The sequence below is a fragment of the Rhizobium sp. RHZ01 genome, from assembly GCF_014851595.1.
GTDB lineage: Bacteria > Pseudomonadota > Alphaproteobacteria > Rhizobiales > Rhizobiaceae > Rhizobium > Rhizobium altiplani.
This window is the reverse complement of sequence record NZ_JACUZZ010000005.1, coordinates 80982-98936: the sequence shown is the minus strand read 5'-3', so window position 1 is coordinate 98936 and position 17955 is coordinate 80982. Positions and strand designations below refer to the sequence as shown.

17 protein-coding genes are annotated in these 17955 nt (G+C 59.6%); 5 read left to right on the top strand and 12 right to left on the bottom strand.

The window, feature by feature from the left end:
• Positions 1 to 44: 44 nt before the first annotated feature.
• From IB248_RS07980 to IB248_RS07940, 9 genes are all read right to left on the bottom strand, one after another.
• Positions 45 to 1028, bottom strand: a complete 984-nt coding sequence (locus IB248_RS07980; protein ID WP_018855324.1) for a type II secretion system F family protein — start codon at positions 1026 to 1028, stop codon at positions 45 to 47.
• 12 nt (positions 1029 to 1040) lie between these two features.
• Positions 1041 to 2048 carry a type II secretion system F family protein gene (locus IB248_RS07975; protein WP_018855323.1) on the bottom strand — a complete coding sequence of 336 codons (1008 nt, stop codon included), beginning with the start codon at positions 2046 to 2048 and terminating at the stop codon, positions 1041 to 1043.
• 4 nt (positions 2049 to 2052) lie between these two features.
• Positions 2053 to 3522, bottom strand: a complete 1470-nt coding sequence (locus IB248_RS07970) for a CpaF family protein (RefSeq protein WP_025659782.1) — start codon at positions 3520 to 3522, stop codon at positions 2053 to 2055.
• 29 nt (positions 3523 to 3551) lie between these two features.
• The gene (locus tag IB248_RS07965; protein WP_025659783.1) at positions 3552 to 4829 is read right to left on the bottom strand and encodes a CpaE family protein; all 1278 of its coding nucleotides are present in this window, start codon (positions 4827 to 4829) and stop codon (positions 3552 to 3554) included.
• An 18-nt stretch (positions 4830 to 4847) separates the two neighbouring features.
• On the bottom strand, positions 4848 to 5600 hold the full coding sequence (locus tag IB248_RS07960; protein ID WP_192240669.1) for a CpaD family pilus assembly lipoprotein: 753 nt from the start codon (positions 5598 to 5600) through the stop codon (positions 4848 to 4850).
• The gene (locus IB248_RS07955; RefSeq protein ID WP_025659785.1) at positions 5597 to 7102 is read right to left on the bottom strand and encodes a type II and III secretion system protein family protein; all 1506 of its coding nucleotides are present in this window, start codon (positions 7100 to 7102) and stop codon (positions 5597 to 5599) included. Before IB248_RS07955 ends, IB248_RS07960 begins: the two co-directional genes overlap by 4 nt.
• Positions 7103 to 7113: 11 nt before the next feature.
• The gene (gene cpaB, locus IB248_RS07950) at positions 7114 to 7929 is read right to left on the bottom strand and encodes a Flp pilus assembly protein CpaB (protein ID WP_025659786.1); all 816 of its coding nucleotides are present in this window, start codon (positions 7927 to 7929) and stop codon (positions 7114 to 7116) included.
• A 106-nt stretch (positions 7930 to 8035) separates the two neighbouring features.
• Positions 8036 to 8548: a prepilin peptidase gene (locus IB248_RS07945; RefSeq protein ID WP_192240668.1), complete on the bottom strand. Its 513-nt coding sequence runs from the start codon at positions 8546 to 8548 to the stop codon at positions 8036 to 8038.
• An 87-nt stretch (positions 8549 to 8635) separates the two neighbouring features.
• Positions 8636 to 8833, bottom strand: a complete 198-nt coding sequence (locus IB248_RS07940; protein WP_025659788.1) for a Flp family type IVb pilin — start codon at positions 8831 to 8833, stop codon at positions 8636 to 8638.
• 399 nt (positions 8834 to 9232) lie between these two features.
• On the opposite strand from IB248_RS07940, the gene IB248_RS07935 reads away from it, so the two are divergent.
• From IB248_RS07935 to IB248_RS07915, 5 genes are all read left to right on the top strand, one after another.
• The gene (locus IB248_RS07935; RefSeq protein ID WP_025659789.1) at positions 9233 to 9646 is read left to right on the top strand and encodes a pilus assembly protein N-terminal domain-containing protein; all 414 of its coding nucleotides are present in this window, start codon (positions 9233 to 9235) and stop codon (positions 9644 to 9646) included.
• Positions 9647 to 9890: 244 nt separating this feature from the next.
• The gene (locus IB248_RS07930; protein ID WP_018855314.1) at positions 9891 to 11111 is read left to right on the top strand and encodes a phosphopentomutase; all 1221 of its coding nucleotides are present in this window, start codon (positions 9891 to 9893) and stop codon (positions 11109 to 11111) included.
• On the top strand, positions 11108 to 12076 hold the full coding sequence (locus IB248_RS07925; RefSeq protein ID WP_192240667.1) for an adenosine deaminase: 969 nt from the start codon (positions 11108 to 11110) through the stop codon (positions 12074 to 12076). The genes IB248_RS07930 and IB248_RS07925 overlap by 4 nt, the downstream gene beginning before the upstream one ends.
• Before the next feature lie 109 nt (positions 12077 to 12185).
• Positions 12186 to 12815, top strand: a complete 630-nt coding sequence (gene upp / locus IB248_RS07920; RefSeq protein WP_018855312.1) for a uracil phosphoribosyltransferase — start codon at positions 12186 to 12188, stop codon at positions 12813 to 12815.
• Positions 12816 to 12975: 160 nt separating this feature from the next.
• Positions 12976 to 13494, top strand: a complete 519-nt coding sequence (locus IB248_RS07915) for a TIGR02281 family clan AA aspartic protease (RefSeq protein WP_018855311.1) — start codon at positions 12976 to 12978, stop codon at positions 13492 to 13494.
• Positions 13495 to 13497: 3 nt separating this feature from the next.
• Here the strand turns inward: IB248_RS07915 and IB248_RS07910 are convergent, their stop codons facing one another.
• The 3 genes from IB248_RS07910 to IB248_RS07900 form a co-directional block, all read right to left on the bottom strand.
• On the bottom strand, positions 13498 to 14292 hold the full coding sequence (locus tag IB248_RS07910; RefSeq protein WP_112666311.1) for an ATP-binding cassette domain-containing protein: 795 nt from the start codon (positions 14290 to 14292) through the stop codon (positions 13498 to 13500).
• On the bottom strand, positions 14285 to 16537 hold the full coding sequence (locus IB248_RS07905) for an ABC transporter permease (protein WP_192240666.1): 2253 nt from the start codon (positions 16535 to 16537) through the stop codon (positions 14285 to 14287). Before IB248_RS07905 ends, IB248_RS07910 begins: the two co-directional genes overlap by 8 nt.
• A gap of 77 nt (positions 16538 to 16614) precedes the next feature.
• Complete coding sequence (locus IB248_RS07900; protein ID WP_018855308.1) at positions 16615 to 17697, bottom strand: substrate-binding domain-containing protein; 1083 nt, start codon at positions 17695 to 17697, stop codon at positions 16615 to 16617.
• Positions 17698 to 17955 lie beyond the last annotated feature (258 nt).

Below are 17955 nucleotides of genomic sequence, written 5' to 3'. Positions count from 1 at the left end.
GACCCTATGCCCAATGCGTGTAGATCGCCAGCCTCGTCGAAATACTAGAAGCGATCCGCGACCTGGATGCCAGCTGGCCCGAGGATGACGGCGACGAGAACCGGCAGGAAGAACAGGATCATCGGCACCGTGAGCTTCGGGGGAAGTGCCGCAGCCTTCTTCTCTGCCTCGTTCATGCGCTCGTCGCGGCCTTCCTGTGCGAGGACGCGCAGCGCCTGGGAAACCGGCGTGCCGTAGCGATCCGCCTGGATCAGGGCCTGGGTGACGGACTGCACCAGTGGGATCTGCGTGCGCAGGCCGAGGTTCTCAAGCGCAACCCGCCGATCGGGAAGGAAGGAAAGCTCGGCGGTCGTCAGAATCATCTCTTCCGCCAGCGCCGGCGAGGCCTCGCCGAGTTCTTCGGATACACGACGCATGGCGGCCTCGATCGAAATACCGGACTCGACGCAGATTAGCATCAGGTCGAGCGCGTCGGGCCAGGCACGCTTGATCGAGTGCTGGCGCTTTGACATGCGATTGGAGATGAAAATGTTCGGTGCATAGAAGCCCACATAGGCGATGCCGAGCGTCACCAGGAAGCGCATCGTCGTTGGCTTGTCGGCCAGATGATCGAGACCAAAGACCCAGAAAACTGCAAGGCCGAAGAACAGGAACGGCAACAGGAAACGCGCGACAAGGAACATGTTCAAGGCATTTTCGGAACGAAACCCGGCTGCCCGGAGCTTGTTCATGGTGTTCTCGTCGACCAGTGCCTCGCGAAGGTTGAACTTCTCCACGATCTGTCGCACTGAGCGGTTGTTCTGGGTACGAAGGGAAGCTTTCCCGGCGGAATCGGTGTTCATGCGCGCGCGTTCGCGAGCGCGAATCTGCTCGCGCTCCGTCGATACGGCCTTCATGCGCTTGTTGAGGTCGCCGCGCTCGAAGAACGGGACAGCGATTGTATACAGGCTGGCGAAGACAGCGATCGCCACGAACACTGCGATCAGCATGGAGGGGTCTGTCAGTTTGGTCGCGAGGTCAGATGACACGCCCGTTCTCCACTAGATGTCGAAATTGACCATGTTGCGCATGACGAAAATGCCGATCGACATCCAGACCGCCGATATACCCATGATCAGGTGGCCGCGAGGGTCGGTGAAGAGGATCAGCATGTATTCCGGCGATGTCAGATAGACGAGGGTTGCAACGATGAACGGCAGCGCGCCGATGATGACGGCCGACGCCTTTGCTTCCATCGACAGTGCCTTGACCTTCGCCTTCATCTTCTTTCTGTCGCGCAGGACCTTTGCGAGGTTGCCGATGGCTTCAGAAAGGTTGCCGCCTGCCTGCGACTGGATCGCAATAACGATTGCAAAGAAGCTGACCTCCTGCAGAGGCATGAAATTGCTCATACGTGCACAGGCATCCGGTACGCTGAGGCCTACCTGCTGCGATTCGACGACGCGGCGAAATTCGCTCTTCACGGGATCCTTGCCCTCATTGGCGATGAGCCGGATGGCATCGTTCAAGGGCAGGCCTGATTTGATCGAGCGTACGATGACGTCGAGAGCGTTGGGAAACTCATCGAGAAACTTGTTCTGGCGCCGCTTGATCAGGAAGCCCAGTACCCAGCGCGGCATGCCAAGTCCCGCAATGATGGGCAGACCGAGCACGACCATGACAGGCGCATCGGCAAGGAAGGCAACGAACATCAAGACAAGGCCAACAATGGCGCTGAACATGTAAAACCGTCCCGGCGTGGTCTTGAGGCCGGCCTGGGTCAGCCGCGACTTCAGCGACAGCTTCCTCTTGGTGTTTTCCTGCTGGCGCTTCTCAAGGTCCTTCAGGTTGTCCTGCACCGATTTCCGGCGCTTCGACATTTCCTGGACGCGGTCGCGGGCTGCCTTGACGCCGGCCTTGTCAGCCTCCGCCGAAGCGACGCGGTTGACGCGATTGGCCGACTTCTTTTCGGTTTCCATCCGCGTGAAGAGAAGGCCATAGCAAACGGCGCCAGCCGCAATGGCGGCAAGCGCGACAATGGCCAACACAACAGGATCGAACCCGAACATCTCACTAATCCTTGGATTTCGCTTCCATTTCGTCGAGTGCCGCGGCAAGGCGCTTTTCTTCGTTGAAGTAGCGTGCGCGATCCCAGAAATGCGGCTTACCGATACCGGTCGACTTGTGCCTGCCGATCAGCTTACCCGACGCATCCTCGCCGTCGATTTCGTAGCGCATCAGGTCCTGGGTGATGATGACGTCGCCTTCCATCCCGATCACCTCGGTAATCTGCGTGATGCGACGAGAGCCGTCTCGCAGGCGGGCCGCCTGGACGATAATATCGATCGAACCGGAGATGATCTCGCGTACGGTCTTTGCCGGCAAAGTGAAACCGCCCATTGCGATCATCGACTCGATACGGCTGAGGCATTCGCGCGGCGAGTTCGAGTGGATCGTGCCCATCGAGCCGTCGTGACCGGTGTTCATTGCCTGCAACAGGTCAAAAACTTCCGGTCCGCGCACTTCGCCGACGATGATCCGCTCCGGACGCATACGCAGGCAGTTCTTGACGAGATCGCGCATGGTGATCTCGCCTTCGCCTTCGATGTTCGGTGGCCGGGTTTCGAGGCGTACCACGTGCGGCTGCTGCAGCTGCAGTTCTGCCGTGTCTTCGCAAGTGATGACGCGCTCGTCCACGTCGATGTAGCGGGTGAGGCAGTTGAGCAGCGTCGTCTTGCCCGAACCGGTACCGCCCGAAATGACGACGTTGCAGCGGACGCGGCCGATGATCTGGAGAAGCGTCGCTCCCTCAGGCGTGATGGCGCCGAAGCGAACGAGCTGTTCGAGGTTCAGCTTGTCCTTCTTGAACTTACGGATGGTGAGTGCCGGCCCGTCGATCGCGAGCGGAGGCGCAATGACGTTGACACGGGAGCCGTCGGGCAGACGGGCGTCGCAGATCGGACTTGATTCATCAACACGGCGGCCGACCTGGCTAACGATGCGCTGGCAGATCGACAGCAGCTGCGAATTGTCGCGGAAGCGGATTTCGGATTCGATGGTCTTGCCGCCGACTTCGATGAAGGTTTGGCCGGCGCCGTTGACCATGATGTCGGCGATATCGTCTCGGGCGAGGAGCGGTTCGAGCGGGCCGTAACCGAGAACGTCGTTGCAGATGTCTTCGAGCAGTTCTTCCTGCTCGGAAATCGACATCGCGAAGTTCTTGATCGTGATGATGTCGTTCACGATGTCGCGGATTTCTTCGCGCGCGCTTTCTCCGTCGAGCTTGGCAAGCTGCGACAGATCGATCGTATCGATCAGCGCCGAGAAGACCTGCGCTTTCGTGTCGTAATATTCATCCGTGCGGGTCGGGCGCTTGCGCTGCGGCGTCTGCATCGGCGGCGGCGGAACCTGCTGGCGCGGGGGCTCGCGCTGCGGCTCGACGAGAATCGCAGGGGCAGACGGGGAGGGCTGTGGAACCGGCGGAGGCGGCGCGATGGTGCCGCCCGCCTTGCCAAAACCCTCGTTTCCGCGTTTTCCGAACATGCCTTATTCCAATCCGATCTTGGCGGGCGTCATTTGCGCTTCAGCAGGCCGAGCAATCCGCCCTTGCGTGCTTTCTTGATGGCAATCCGCCCGGTCACGATGTGCGATATCTGCGAGAATGTTTCCGCCGTCGGTGACTTTGCATCCATCTCCGAAATCATCCGGCCACTGTTGGCCGCGTTGCCGAAGAGGTTGGCATCGAAGGGGATGATCGCGATCGGATCGGTTTCCAGCGGACCGCAGAAATCGGCCGGACTGATCTCCGGCCGCTTCGGCATCCCGACCTGATTGAGGATCAGATGCGGCATCTTGTCGTTGGGCCGCATCTTGCGCAGCGCATCCATCATGTTCTTGGTGTTGCGCAGGTTGGCAAGATCGGGAGAGGCGCAGATGACGACCTCGTCCACGCTGGCCAGCACCGAGCGTGTCCATTCCGACCAGGCATGCGGTACGTCGAGCACGGTGATGGGGGCGTTGCGCTGCAGGACCTCAAGCACGGGCTGGAACGCCTGTCCTTCGAAATCATAGGCGCGGTCGAGAAGGGAAGGGGCCGCAAGCAGCGACAGATGCTCGGAGCACTTCGTCAGCAGGCGATCGAGAAACACTTCGTCCAGGCGTTCCGGCGCATAAACCGCCTCGGCGATGCCCTGGGTCGGGTCCTGGTCGAAATCGATATTGGCCGTGCCGTAGGGCAGGTCGAGGTCGGCCAGGATCGTTTCGGTCGAAAACAGATTGGAGATGCCGAAGGCGCAATTATGGGCGATCGTTGAGGAACCGACGCCGCCCTTGGCGCCGATGAAGGCGATGCTGCGGCCGAGAGGCTCGGCATCAGGGTCGACAAAGATCGTCGCCATCGCCATCATGATATCGGGCATGGCGACCGGCTGGACCATATACTCGGAAATGCCGTTGCGCACGAGTTCGCGATAGAGCGCGATGTCGTTGTGATAGCCGACAATGATGACCTTGGTGGACGGGTCGCAGACGGCGGCAAGCGGCGCCAGCTCGTTCAGCACACTTGCAGATACCGTCCTGGTTTCGAGAATGATCAGATTGGGCGTTGGCGCCGTGGCGAACATGTTCGCGGCCGCCGCAATGCCGCCGCTGGTGATGCGCAGGCTGACCTTCGACATGCGGCGGTCATGGCTGCAACGCTCCATCACACGCTGCAGTTCTTCGCTTTCGCAGAAGGCGTGGACCGATATGCGGGGCAAGGGCCGCATGTTCTCGAGCTCGGCCATACGAACGGCGTCTTCTGCGTTGCGCAGCTCCGTCGTATTCTTGATCTCGTATTCGACTGTACTCATCGTTCGGTCCTAAACTGATCAGAAGCTGTTGGAGCTGCTGGTGACGTCTTCAATCGTGCTTGTCGTTTCGCGATACTCTTTGATCGCAGCGTTGCGGCGGGCCGCATCAATCGGGGTCATGCCGCGAGGCGCGATCAGGTCTTCCGGGTTTGCCACTTGTGCAGCCAGGTTGTTCTGCGTTGCACAACCGAAATTGTAATAATTCTGGTTGGTGAAATCGTTGATGATGTCTCTCGGCCATTGACCGCACTGCGACGTCATTGCTGTCGTGCCGACGAAAGTCAGGCGAATGGGCGCTGCGTCACCCGCGCCGGCCGCTCCGTAGGAACTGTTGACGATCTTGGAACTTGCGATGCCGCGGGCGGAAAGCTCAGCGCGTACCTGACCCCGCAGCTGCCGTGCTGCCGCCGCATTCGGCGATCCCTCGGGCGTCAGCAGATAGACCGGCCCGGTTGCCCGCGACGTGTAATTCTGCGCGAAGCCGCGGATCATGTCGCGCTGGGCGATGTTGAGGCGGCGGTCTGTCGACGCGACCGGGATATCGACCGATTGCTCGGCTTCGGCAACCACGATCGGGTGTCGCTGGCGATAGTCGTCGGGAATGCCACCGGTCGTCAGTTGGTCATGGGAGGCACAGCCGGAAAGCAGGGCGGCAGCCACCGCGATAAATGTCAGCAGCGAATTCGAACGGCGGGAATCATGTGCGGTGTTCTGCATGTGGGCCATCGGCTGATCTCTGTGTTGTGCCATTGCTGATCCTGCCGCGCTCATTTGTAGATGAACCCGATGGAGCCATGGAATTGCGCGTCGGCGACGGGCGTTTCACGGCCGCCGTAAACCTTGTTGACGCGATTGAGCAGGAAGGTCGCCGCGTCGTTTTCCGGGCTGAAGTTGTCGTCCGGGCGGCTGAGCTGATCGCGAGCAACCGGGCGAACGAGATAGGGCGTTGCAATGATGACAAGTTCGGTCTCATCACGCTCGACAGTGCGCTGCCGGAACAATGTGCCAAGCAGAGGGATCTTGTTGACGCCCGGCGTGCCGTTCGAGGTCTGCAATACGTTGTCGCGGATCAGCCCAGCAAGCGCGATGGAGCCACCCGAGGGAAGCTCGACGGAGGTCTCGGCCGAGCGGCGCTGGTAGGTTGGTGTTGAGCCGGAAACCGAAGGGGCAGGCTCCGATACGTTCGTCTTGATTTCCAGGCTGATTCGGCCGGAGGACAGGACGACCGGCTTGAAGGCGAGATTGATGCCGTAGTTGTAAGGAACGATCGTGACGTTGCCGTCATTGTCCGTCGTCGAATAAAGCACCTGGCCGCCGGAATTGAAGGTCGCTGCCTGGCCGGAAATCGCCGTCAGTGTCGGCTCGGCCAGCGTCTTCACGACCTTCGCTTGTTCAAGCGCGTTGAGATAGGTCGAGATATCGTATTTTCCGATCGAGCTCTTGAAGAGGGCCGCTAGGCCGCCGCCAACGATCGCGGCGGCGCTGTCGGAGTTCGGGGAGCCGAGCTGGGCAACCGAGAGACCCTTGGAATTGGAAACGAGATTGTCGAAGCCAAGCTGCTTCAGTACCTCTCTGCGAACTTCCGCGATGGTGACCTTCAGCGTGACCTGGTCTTCGCCCTGGATTTGCAGCAGATTGACGACCTGTGAGGTCTGGCGGCCTTCGGCGAAAAGGGCCACCGAACCGTCTCCGCCAGAAGCGCTGGCTGTTTCCGTACGCGTTGTTGCTTCGCCACCTTTCAGGAAGGCTTGCGCGAGGTCTGCGGCTTGTGCCGCGTCCTGTGGCGTGCGAACTGTGCCGGTTAGCACGATATTGTCGGACACGATCTCGATTTTGATGCAGGAGTCGGGGATGAAGCGCCGGAGATTAGCCTCCAGGCCCGCGACGTCGCGTTCGATCGCTATATCGAGACTGACGATCTGCTGCCCATCGGCGCCGAAAATGAATATGTTCGTCTGGCCTACGGTTTTGCCGAAGAGATAGATACGACGGGAGCTACGCGTGACCGCGTCGGCCATGGAGGGGTCCGAGACGAGGATGTCATGTGCATCGACCGGAAGGTCAACGACAATCGCCTTCTTCAAACCGAGCTTCAAGCTGCGGTGTGCGCCAGGACCAGCCTGGGTGATGTTAACGATCCCATCGGAAACCGCGTACGCAGCTCTTGCACCGAGAACAGGAGCGAGAACGCCCGGAGCGGCGCCCGTGAATGCGATCGCAAAGGACAAGCAACCTGCCATCAAGGGCTTTGTGTAGCGCTTCAAATTGCCCATTCCCACTTCCTTTACTCGGCCTTCGGCGCGCTGCTGCTGTCTGTGACGATTGAGCCTGATTTGATGACTTGCACGATGGCGCTGCCATTATCGCCGCTGAGGAGGTAGTCAGCAGCGCTGGTATCCTGTTCCTGGGCGTCGGCAACGGAACGCAATGCCAGCGACAGCCGGTCGGCCATCTGCTGCGCAACGGCCAGTACCTTGGTCTGGTCGGGGGTTAGCTCGAGCGTTGCCGTGGTACCAACGACGGCTTTGGAGCCGTCTTCCTTTTCCTGGATCTGCTGGTCGATCGCGAGTACGCGCACATTGCTGAGCACAGTCTCGGTCAGATACTTGTCGGCTTCCTTCGACTTGCGGACCATAATCACGTCGACGCGGTCATTCGGCAGGATGAAGCCGCCGGCACCTGTCGAAACCGAAATCTCGGTTGCGACGGCACGTTTTCCGGAGGGCAAGAGGGAGGACAGGATGCGGCTGTTCGAATCCGCGATCTTTTCCGCGCGGATGGGCTCGCCCTCGAAAATCGGCAGGCGAACGACAGCGCCCTGCAGGTCTTTCAGGGCATCTGGCTTGTCGGTTTCGGTAATGAAGCCCTGGACGACGCCGCTCTGCGGCCAGGCCATCCAGTGAACGGCTTTATCATCCAATCGTGCGCCGACCGGGAGGTTGGCACCGGAGACCAGTATTTTGACGGTCGGCTCTTTCTCGACGACTGATTTGACCTGGGTGACAACGGAGCCACGACCCGCGAGGCTCATCGCCAGCACGCCGGCAAGGCCGGCCGCAACGACAGCGACTCCTAGTATCAAAAGGCGGGCGGGCTTCATTAATCGTTCCTCGGGGATTCGCGATACCCGAAGAATGGCCTGCAATTGGTATAATTATAGTTAATGAAAGCCTTCGATTTTAAGTTAACGGAGGATTAACTTGCCGTTACTTCAGGCCCTCAAGTGCCGCAAGAAAGAGCGGTGAAGAGGGAAAGGCCACGAAGCCGCCAATCGCGATCGCGATGCCATAGGGAATCTTCTTAGCGACGAGGAGCGAATTCGGCACCCGTAACCCGATCGCCGTAATCATGTCGTTCTGCATTCGCAACAGGAGGATGACGGCGGCCAGGAGACCACCGGTGACACCTACGTAGCCGATGAATTCTACCAGCGGATCTCCGAAACCGACCCAAACGGCGGCGGTGGTTAGCAGCTTGGCGTCTCCCCCGCCCATGATGTTCAGCGCGAAGAAAACAAAGCAGGCAGCGAAGACGACAGCGCCGCCGAGTAGATGATAGCCAAATGTCGGCCAATCCATGCCGACGAAGGGGGCTAGCGCAAAGAAAGATGCCAATAGAATTACCGAGATTCGGTTCGGGATGGTCATGGTTAAAGTATCCATTACCGCCGCGAATGTTAGGCACATCGGAAAGATGGTAATGATGACGCTGGCAGTCATGATCCGATTTACCCCATGAGGCCGAACAAAAATGCAAAGCCGCCCTGAGGTATCAGGACGGCTTCTCTTCTCAAAGGCGACGTGGCATCAGCAACCGGTGACACCGCCGGTCGTGCAGGCGTCACCCATCTTGCCGGAAATGCCGTTGAAGAGATTGTTCAGTTTGCTGCCCAGCGCGGTTGCTCCGGTGATCAGCGCAACAGAGATAAGCGCTGCGATCAGGCCATATTCAATTGCGGTCGCACCGGATTCGTCCTTGAGAAAACGGCTAACAAGCTTGGTCATGGTAACTCCTAACTCCAGTTGATGTTCAGCAGTCCGCCAACTGTTGCCGTTGATCGGATTGCATCAATTTAGCGTGACCCTGTTTCTATCAACTTAAAGAGTTAGGTTACCGTCCGGTAAATTCTGGCCGATGCCTAAGGATGGTAAGTATTCCCTATCGCAATTGTTTAGAATTTTATAGAAAAGTCCCGCGCGCCGGGTAGTAAAGGCATTCGCTGCTAGTGAATGTCCTCGTGCCGATATTCAATGGCGGTGAACAGGATAATACCCTCGAAGCCCCTGTCGCAATATGGCGCATAAAACTGGCGTCTTCGATAAACCATAATAGGCTTAAGACTTCATTCACCAATTTTTCTCATGCTGTTTTGCAAAAATCGCCGTAACCCGAGAGAGAATCAAATGTCGCCGAGTGGCAAGAGGATCATCCTGGCCAGCTTTTTTACCGCCCTCGGCCTTGGCGGATCCGCGCTCGCGCAACAGGACATTCTGCGGGTCTACATGGATCAAGCCCGCGTTTTGAAACTCGATCGGCCGGTGAGCAAGGTCATCGTCGGAAACGCCAAGGTTGCCGACGCAACCGTGGCGGATTCCAAGACGATCGTCCTGACCGGGCGCAGTTTCGGAACGACCAATCTTGTGCTGCTCGATGCGGATGGCAACGCAATACTGGATGAAAGCATCCTCGTGTCGATTGATGAGGCCAACACTGTCCGCGTCTTTCGCCAAACGGAGCGCTCTGTTCTTTCTTGTACTCCGAATTGCGAACAGCATAGCCAACAAGGCACAGAGACCGCAACGGCAAGCCAGCAATAGCTGCTGAGTATCTCTGCGAATTCCGTTAGACTTCTGATCCGGCTCAACGCACCCAACTTGCTGCCGAACGGCAGCACGATCACGATCAGCCACAGTCATTTCTTTCTACCCCGCGGGAGCACCACGATAGCGTGCGGCGATTGCTGACGCGTCAGCCTCGTTTGCCAAGTCCGCTCGGCCGTTATAAGGCTTGAGAAGTGGCCCGCGATGCGCGGGACGTCAATTTCCTGTCGCTAGGTGGTGCATGGCGCGAGCCTTTCTTTTCGTTCTGGATTCCTTTGGCGTCGGCGGCGCGCCGGATGCGGCAGCCTATGGCGACGAAGGCGCTGACACGCTGGGGCATATCGCGGAATTCTGCGCGGCCGGTGCGGGCGATCGCGAGGGATTGCGCTCAGGCCCGCTCCAGCTTCCGAATATGTCGGCTCTTGGCCTCGTCCATCTCGCCAAGGCGGCGTCTGGCAGGTTTCCGGCCGGAATGCCGGTGCCGGAGAAGGTGTACGCGATGTACGGTTCCGCCAGCGAGGTCTCGCGTGGCAAGGACACTCCGTCCGGTCATTGGGAAATCGCCGGGACGCCGGTAACGTTTGACTGGGGTTACTTTCCGACAGAAGGCGATGCCTTTCCACCGCAGCTTGTCGAGGCGCTCTGCAGGGCGGCCGACATTCCCGGGATACTCGGCAACTGCCACGCCTCTGGTACCGACATCATTGCCCGCCACGGCGAAGAGCATATCCGGACCGGAAAGCCGATCTGCTACACCTCGTCCGACTCTGTCTTCCAGGTTGCCGCGCATGAGACGCATTTCGGCCTCGACCGGCTCATGACCTTCTGCACGATCGCCCGGGCGCTGCTCGATGATTACAATATCGGCCGCGTCATCGCACGACCATTCGTCGGCGAAACCGCTTCCAAGTTTCAGCGCACCGGAAACCGTCGCGACTTTTCGGTGCCGCCGCCGGAACCGACGCTTCTCGACCGGCTGGTCAAGGAAGGGCGCAAGGTCCATGCCATCGGCAAGATCGGCGACATCTTCGCGCATAAGGGCGTCTCGCGGGTGATCAAGGCCAATGGCAATGAGGCTTTGATGGACGCCAGCCTTGCGGCGATGGATTCCGCCGAGGATGGCGAACTGGTTTTCACCAATTTTGTAGATTTCGACATGGTCTATGGCCATCGCCGGGATGTCGCCGGCTATGCCGCAGCGCTTGAGGCCTTTGATAGCAGGCTTCCCGAAGTGGGTGGCAAGTTGAAGCCCGGCGACCTCGTCATCCTGACCGCCGACCACGGCTGCGATCCGACGTGGCGCGGCACCGATCACACGCGCGAGCGCGTGCCGATCATTGCCTACGGGCCGGGACTGCGTTCCCGCGATATTGGCATTCGCGCCACTTATGCGGATATCGGCGAGACGATTGCCCGCCATCTGCGCATTCCGGCGGGCGCGCACGGGAGAAGCTTTCTATGACGTCGCATTTGAAGAAAGTCGAGCTGCACTGCCATCTGGAAGGAGCGGCGCCGCCGACGCTCACCGTGGCGCAGGCTCGCAAGTATAACATCGACATCAGCCCCTACCTCGCTGACGGCACCTATGTCTGGCATGATTTCGCGAGCTTTCTGGAGTGTTACGACAAGGTCTCGGAGGTCTACAAGACCGAGGAAGACTACGCACTGCTGACGGAAACCTATCTCGATGAGCTTGCCGCGATCGGAACGATCTACAGCGAGCTGATCGTCTCCCCCGATCACGGCAAGCGGATCGGGCTTGGAGCGGATGCCTACATCGAGGGCGTGTGCGAAGGCATGCGTCGTGCAAAGGCGAAAAGCGACATCGAGGCACGCCTGATTGTCACCGGAGAGCGTCATTTCGGCCCGGAGAGTGTCATCGGCGCCGCCGAATATGCTGCGAACGCGAAGAATCCGCTTATCACTGGCTTCAATCTTGCAGGGGAGGAACGGATGGGTGGGGTTGCCGATTATGCGCGCGCCTTCGACATCGCGCGCGATGCAGGCCTCGGCCTCACCATTCACGCCGGCGAGGTGTGCGGTGCGTTCAGCGTCGCCGATGCGCTCGACGTTGTCAGGCCTTCCCGGATCGGCCATGGCGTCCGGGCGATCGAGGACCTTGATCTCGTCAAGCGGCTCGCCGATCTCGGAACGGTGCTGGAGGTATGCCCCGGCTCCAATATTGCGCTAAACGTCTTTCCAGATTTCGCTTCTCATCCGTTGCGAAAGCTCAAGGAGTCAGGTGTTCGCGTGACGATCAGTTCGGACGACCCGCCCTTCTTCCATACTTCGCTGAAGCGCGAGTACGAATTGGCTGCCGACGCCTTCGGTTTCAGCGATGCTGCGATCAACGAGATGACCCGCACGGGAATTGAGGCAGCTTTCGTCGACGAGCCGACGCGGCAGGCGCTCTTCGCCCGGATGTAATCCGGCTAGCCCTGGGGATCGATGCTGCAAAATTGCCTCCGCTCTTGCGGTGAGGGCAATTTCCATGGAAGAAACATCCGATAAGAACAACGATAGGAAGGGCTCGGCCATGGACGGCGTAACGGTCATCGATCACCCGCTTGTGCAGCACAAACTCACGATCATGCGGCGTAAGGAGACATCGACCGGGAGTTTCCGTCGGCTCCTGCGCGAAATCTCCACCTTGCTCTGCTACGAAGTGACCCGTGATCTCGAACTCACCATGGAGACCATCGAGACGCCCCTGCAGACGATGGAGTCGCCGATCCTGGAAGGCAAGAAGCTCGTCTTTGCTTCGATCCTCCGTGCCGGCAACGGCCTTCTCGAAGGCATGCTCGACCTTGTGCCGTCGGCGCGCGTTTCGCATATCGGCGTCTACCGTGACCATGAAACGTTGCAGCCGGTCGAGTATTACTTCAAGGCTCCCGAGGATATCTCCGAACGCTTGATCATCGTCGTCGACCCGATGCTCGCCACCGGCAACTCGTCGATCGCGGCGATCGACAAGCTCAAGGAGCGCGGCGCCCATAACATTCGCTTCCTCTGCCTTCTTGCGGCGCCAGAGGGCATCAAGAATTTCCGCGAGGCGCATCCAGATGTGCCCGTCTTCACCGCTTCGATCGATAGCCATCTGAACGAGAAGGGCTACATCATGCCTGGTCTCGGCGATGCCGGCGATCGCATGTACGGCACGAAGTAATTCGTCATCTGTTTACCATTCGGATGCAGTCGATGGTCCGGACACGCGTGCCGGACCATTTGCTTTGCAGGCATTAGCAACTTGTCAGCGATTAGGGAGTAGGACGTGTAAGCATGGCCACGCATGACGCGGGGTTTATACAGGAAGGATTTCTGTCCCGATGCTCGTGCGTACCGTCATTTTTGCAAGCGTGGCTGCGGTGCTTGCAACACAGATACCGACCCTCATGGGAAAACGCAGCGGCGAAATGGTCGCCTCGGCCAATTTCGTAACCGACAATGCAGAACAGGGGCGAGCCGCGGCAAGTGGCGGCACAATGCGCCTGCGGGCTGATGCTCAAGGCCACTATTCCGGCGATTTCAGAATCAATGGTCGTCAGGTGCAGGGCCTGATCGATACCGGCGCGACCTACGTCGCTCTGAATGAGAGCTTCGCTCGACGCCTGGGTTATACGGGCAACCAGCTTGATTTCCGCTACTCGGTCGACACAGCCAACGGGAAGACGAAGGCAGCGCACGTGACATTGGATCGGGTGGAGATTGGCGGCATCCGCGTGCGTGATGTGGAGGCCTTTGTGCTGAAGGATGGCGCCCTGTCCTCCACGCTCGTCGGCATGAGCTTCCTGCGCAAGCTCGCTTCCTATTCCGTTGCCGATGGATCGCTCAGTTTGAAGCAATAGGCGTCAGGGCGTCGATGGCCGGTTTCTTGCCTCGTCGGCCGTCAGCGCGCTCTCCCGGGTGCCAGAGACAATTATCTCCAGGACCTCGTGCTCGTCGGTGTTCTTGACGTAGCGGTCACCGACATATTCACCGCGCTTGAGGACCATGACGCGATCGCCGACGGCGAAAATGTCGACGAGGCGGTGTGAGATGATGATCTGGGCAACGCCTTGTTTCTTCAACTCCAGCATGGTTTCGAGCAGCCGCTCGGTCGCCATGACCGAAAGATTGGCGGTCGGCTCGTCGAGAATGACAACGCGCGGCTCGAAGGAGATCGCGCGGGCGATCGCCACGGACTGCTGGCGGCCGCCCGACAGGCTCTCGACCTTCTGATAGACGGAATTCACGTCGACCTTGAGCCGCTTCAACACGTTGTCCGCTTCGGCATACATTTTTTGCCGATCGACGAAGGGGCCTCTGAGAGGCCAGCGGCCGAGAAAAATGTTCTGGCCGACATCCATGTTCCCGCAGAGCGCGAAGTCCTGATAGATCATCTCGATCCCTGCGTCGCGGCTCTCGTGCGGGCTTTTGAAAGAGACCGGCTGCCCCGCGACCAGGATTTCGCCGGAGTCGCGCTGATAGGCGCCTGTCAGGATCTTCATCAGCGTCGACTTGCCGGCAGAGTTGTCCCCGACCAGGCCAAGAATCTCCCCGGGATAGAGCACGAGATCGACCTTGCGGAGCGCCTGCACGGCTCCGAAAGCCTTTTCGATGCCCCGCATTTCCACAATCGGCCGCGAAGGCGTCACGTCAGCCATGGATGGCTTCTCCCGTTCGTGCTGCTGTCGTGAAACGGCCGCGCAGGCGCGCAAAGATATTCGCCTGCCGCACCCATATGTCGATCAGCACTGCCACAATGAGGATGACCCCGATGAAGACATTGATCCAGTGCTGGGGCATGCTGAAGCCTTGGACATTGAGTTGCAGGAGCGCGCGGACAAGCGTTATTACAGCCGCGCCTGCAAGCGAGCCGATCATCGTGCCGTAGCCGCCGAAGATTGATCCGCCGCCGATGATCACGGAGGCAATGGCGTCAAGCTCGCGGAACTGGCCGGCAACCGGGTTGAAGCTGCGGAAATAAGCGACGTTGATGATCCCGGCCATGGTTGCGCAGAACGCGGACAGTACTAGTGCAATGAAGCGAACACGGTTGGTATTGATGCCGGCGTAGGCGGCAGCGCGGACATTGCCGCCTGCTGCACAGACCTTCAGCCCAAATGGTGTGTAGGCAAGCACGATGCCGGCGATGAGGGCGACGAAAAACATGAAGATCGTCTGTATGCTGACGACCTCGGCTACCGTACGGATCATCCCCGGGGGCAGCGAAACACCGAAATGCAGGAAAATGTCGTTCACCTTGCGGCCAAGCAGGTTGTAGCCTTCCGGCCAGCCGGTCAGCTGCTGGCCGGCGACAAACCAAGCGGCAAGACCTCGGGCAATGTAGAACATGCCGAGCGTGGCAATGAAGGCGGGCAGCTTGAAGCCGACGGTGATGACGGCATTGACAAGGCCGGCAACCGTCCCCGCAAGCAGACCCATCGCCACGGCAGTGAATGGATCGGCGCCCAGCACCTTGAGGAAATAGGCGGCCGTGCTGCCGGCGAGCGCAAGCACCGAGCCAACGGAGAGATCGATATCACCGGCCGCAATGACATAGGTGAGCCCGACGGTAACGAGCGCCAGCTCTGTGTAGTTGAGCAGGATCGCGAAGGTGTTGGGCAGGTTCCACCAGTAGTCCGGCCTTAGCGCCAGGCCGGTCAGCCAGAGCAGCACCGTCAGGATGATGGCGAGTGCGTCGCGCCGTGCAAGGAACTTGCCGAGCCCCGTGGCCGAGAGCGCCATGTCGGCCGCCATCGCCCCTTTGGTCTGCACGCCTTCCAGAGCGACGCCGCCGGTTTCGTAGGCCGGCGGCGGTGGCCGACCGCGGAGCCAGGCCCAGAACCGGGCCGCGATCTGGCGTCGAATGAGGAAGGGCTCGATCAGCACGGCCACGACCAGAAGCAGCCCCAGGAAGACCATGACGGCACCGGCTGGCAAGGTGAACCTGGCGCCGACGGCAACGCTCTCTCCATCGATGATGACGGTCCGCGTGATCGGCCAACCTTCGCGCAGCACCTTGTCGATCAGCACAACGACTGTCGCGCCAAGGCAGGACCCGAGCACGCGCCCGCGCCCGCCAAGGATCGACGCACCGCCGATGACGACAGATGCGATCACGGTAAGCTCCCAGCCGACGCCGTAAAGAGGGGTGACGCCCTTGTCCTGCGCCGCTGCCAGAAGACCGGAAAGGGTCGCGCAGAGCGACGAGATCAGGTAGGCGCGAATTCGCACCCACTGGGTGTTGATGCCGGCATAGGCTGCGGCCTGCTCGTTGCCGCCGGTCGCGAAGGTCTCATAGCCCCAGCGGGTCTTGGCAAGCACATAGGCGCCGATGACAGCTACGAGGAGGAAGATCGCGATCTGGTTATTGAAGCCGAGAGCGTTGATCTCTCCGAGATGAAAGAAGAGCGGATAGTCTGCCGCCTTGCCGGAGTAGTAGATCGCTTGGCCATGCGTGAGCGCAAGAACGAAGCCTCGACCGATAAAGAGCATCGTCAGCGTTGCAATGAACGCGGGCACTTTCAGCATCGTCACGAGGACGCCGTTGACGAGACCAATCACCGTGCCGAGCAGCACACAGAAGATCATCGACTCGATGACGCCGAAGTCGAGAACGTTTGACGCAAAGAGCCTCGCAAAAACGACGGCGATCAGGCCGTAGGTCGAACCGACCGAAAGATCCAGGTCCTTGTTGGCGATGACAAAGGTCATTCCGACCGCGATTATCCCGACACGGGACGTGTCGCGAAGTAGCGCCAACAGGGCCTCCGTTGATCCAAAGAAGGCCGGATTGACGATAGCCCCGCCGAGGTAGAGCAAGGCGAGGAAGATCAGCAGCCCAGCCTCCCAGCCGCCGACGAGCTGGGGCGGCGCACGGCCTAGCGATGTCGTCGTGGGCGCCATGGTGTCTGCCGATCAATCTCGCCGTCGCGATGCGGGAGGCTTGCACCTCCCGCGTCGATTTCAGGCGTTTCGGAGTGTTAGTTTTCGAAGCGCTTGCCAACCTTTGCGACGTTCTCCTTCGTCACCAACTGGGCACGCGTGTCCAGGTTGGCGGCGGAAATGCCGCGATCGATCTGCAGGTAAAGCTGCATGACAGGCCAGAAGCCCTGCAGGAAGGGTTGCTGTCCCAGCGAACCGGTCAGGTTTCCGGCGGCGATTCCCTCCTGCTGTGCCGGGCCGAGGTCGAACCCGAATGCGCAGAGCTTGCCGGTCTTGCCCATCTGTGCGACGGCCTTGACGAGCGGTGGCGTGAAGACGTTGTTGGCGGTGAAGGCACCGACCACGTCACCACGGGATTCGAAGAGCGAAACAAGCGCGTTGACCGGATCGTTGGGGTTCGTGTCGATGCCGACGTTCTCCGGTCCAGCGTCAACCTTGAAAGCGTCAAGCTTGCCGGCCTCCTTCAATGTTTTGACGATGGCGTTGAAAGCGGAGGTGACCCGGTTGTTGACCTCGATGTTGCCCATCGCAGTTGACGACGGCAACAGAATCGAGCCGCTGGTTGCGCCGCTCGCAATCACACAATTGGCAAGAGCCTCGCCGCCGATTGCCGCGGCCGATGCGTCCTGACCAGTATGGCTGATGGCACTGCGATGCAGGATGGTTGCATCGAATGAGTTGGTTGTGGCGATCGGTATGCCGGCCGCCTCGGCAGCTTTGACGATGTCGTTGTAGGCGCCGACCTGCGGCGTCGTCATAATGATGCCGTCGATCGTCGGATCCTGGACGATCTGGTTGAGGATCTCGATTGCGCGCGCCGGATCGTCAACTGGCGATTCCGAGCCGAGCAGCAGGATCTTGGCGCCGATCATGTTGCCGGCGACCGTTGCGCCGACATAGACGGGATCAAAAAAGCCATTGCCTGCCGTATGAGTCACGATCGCGAAGGTCAAATGACCGTCCGCCGAATGGAAGTTCTTCGTGTTGGGATCTTCCTTGGCAGCTTCGGCAAAATTATAGCCGCCAACTGCTTTCTCGACGCTGCCCGACTGCGCAAATGCATGCGAGACGCCGAGCGATAGTAGCGCGGCTGACACCGCGTACAGCAAAGTCCGCCTCATGATTAGTCCTCCCTTGAGTCAAGGAAGGAAAGCCGTTCGAGCGCAATTTACAGAGAGTGAGGGCCGAAGGCTTCCTCCCATACGCTAATATTCTGCGCAATTCCGATGCAAGTAAACGGCGAACTCATCGTAAGGGCGAAATTGTTTGCCTCCCAAACATCCCCTGGTTGTTTTTGATGACAAATAGCCGTTGAGGTCGTGGTTACTGGCTCTCAGGGGATGGATGCGCTTCCTGGCGAAGCCTGCCTCCTTTTCGGA

Excerpts from the sequence above, each read along its gene's own strand:
- IB248_RS07925 (WP_192240667.1), top strand. The coding sequence starts at position 11,108 with ATGACGTCGCATTTGAAGAAAGTCGAGCTGCACTGCCATCTGGAAGGA.
- IB248_RS07930 (WP_018855314.1), top strand. The coding sequence starts at position 9,891 with ATGGCGCGAGCCTTTCTTTTCGTTCTGGATTCCTTTGGCGTCGGCGGC.
- IB248_RS07910 (WP_112666311.1), bottom strand. The coding sequence starts at position 14,292 with ATGGCTGACGTGACGCCTTCGCGGCCGATTGTGGAAATGCGGGGCATC.
- cpaB (WP_025659786.1), bottom strand. The coding sequence starts at position 7,929 with ATGAAGCCCGCCCGCCTTTTGATACTAGGAGTCGCTGTCGTTGCGGCC.
- IB248_RS07955 (WP_025659785.1), bottom strand. The coding sequence starts at position 7,102 with ATGGGCAATTTGAAGCGCTACACAAAGCCCTTGATGGCAGGTTGCTTG.
- IB248_RS07905 (WP_192240666.1), bottom strand. The coding sequence starts at position 16,537 with ATGGCGCCCACGACGACATCGCTAGGCCGTGCGCCGCCCCAGCTCGTC.
- IB248_RS07965 (WP_025659783.1), bottom strand. The coding sequence starts at position 4,829 with ATGAGTACAGTCGAATACGAGATCAAGAATACGACGGAGCTGCGCAAC.
- upp (WP_018855312.1), top strand. The coding sequence starts at position 12,186 with ATGGACGGCGTAACGGTCATCGATCACCCGCTTGTGCAGCACAAACTC.
- IB248_RS07915 (WP_018855311.1), top strand. The coding sequence starts at position 12,976 with ATGCTCGTGCGTACCGTCATTTTTGCAAGCGTGGCTGCGGTGCTTGCA.
- IB248_RS07935 (WP_025659789.1), top strand. The coding sequence starts at position 9,233 with ATGTCGCCGAGTGGCAAGAGGATCATCCTGGCCAGCTTTTTTACCGCC.
- IB248_RS07960 (WP_192240669.1), bottom strand. The coding sequence starts at position 5,600 with ATGAGCGCGGCAGGATCAGCAATGGCACAACACAGAGATCAGCCGATG.
- IB248_RS07940 (WP_025659788.1), bottom strand. The coding sequence starts at position 8,833 with ATGACCAAGCTTGTTAGCCGTTTTCTCAAGGACGAATCCGGTGCGACC.
- IB248_RS07945 (WP_192240668.1), bottom strand. The coding sequence starts at position 8,548 with ATGACTGCCAGCGTCATCATTACCATCTTTCCGATGTGCCTAACATTC.
- IB248_RS07975 (WP_018855323.1), bottom strand. The coding sequence starts at position 2,048 with ATGTTCGGGTTCGATCCTGTTGTGTTGGCCATTGTCGCGCTTGCCGCC.
- IB248_RS07970 (WP_025659782.1), bottom strand. The coding sequence starts at position 3,522 with ATGTTCGGAAAACGCGGAAACGAGGGTTTTGGCAAGGCGGGCGGCACC.
- IB248_RS07900 (WP_018855308.1), bottom strand. The coding sequence starts at position 17,697 with ATGAGGCGGACTTTGCTGTACGCGGTGTCAGCCGCGCTACTATCGCTC.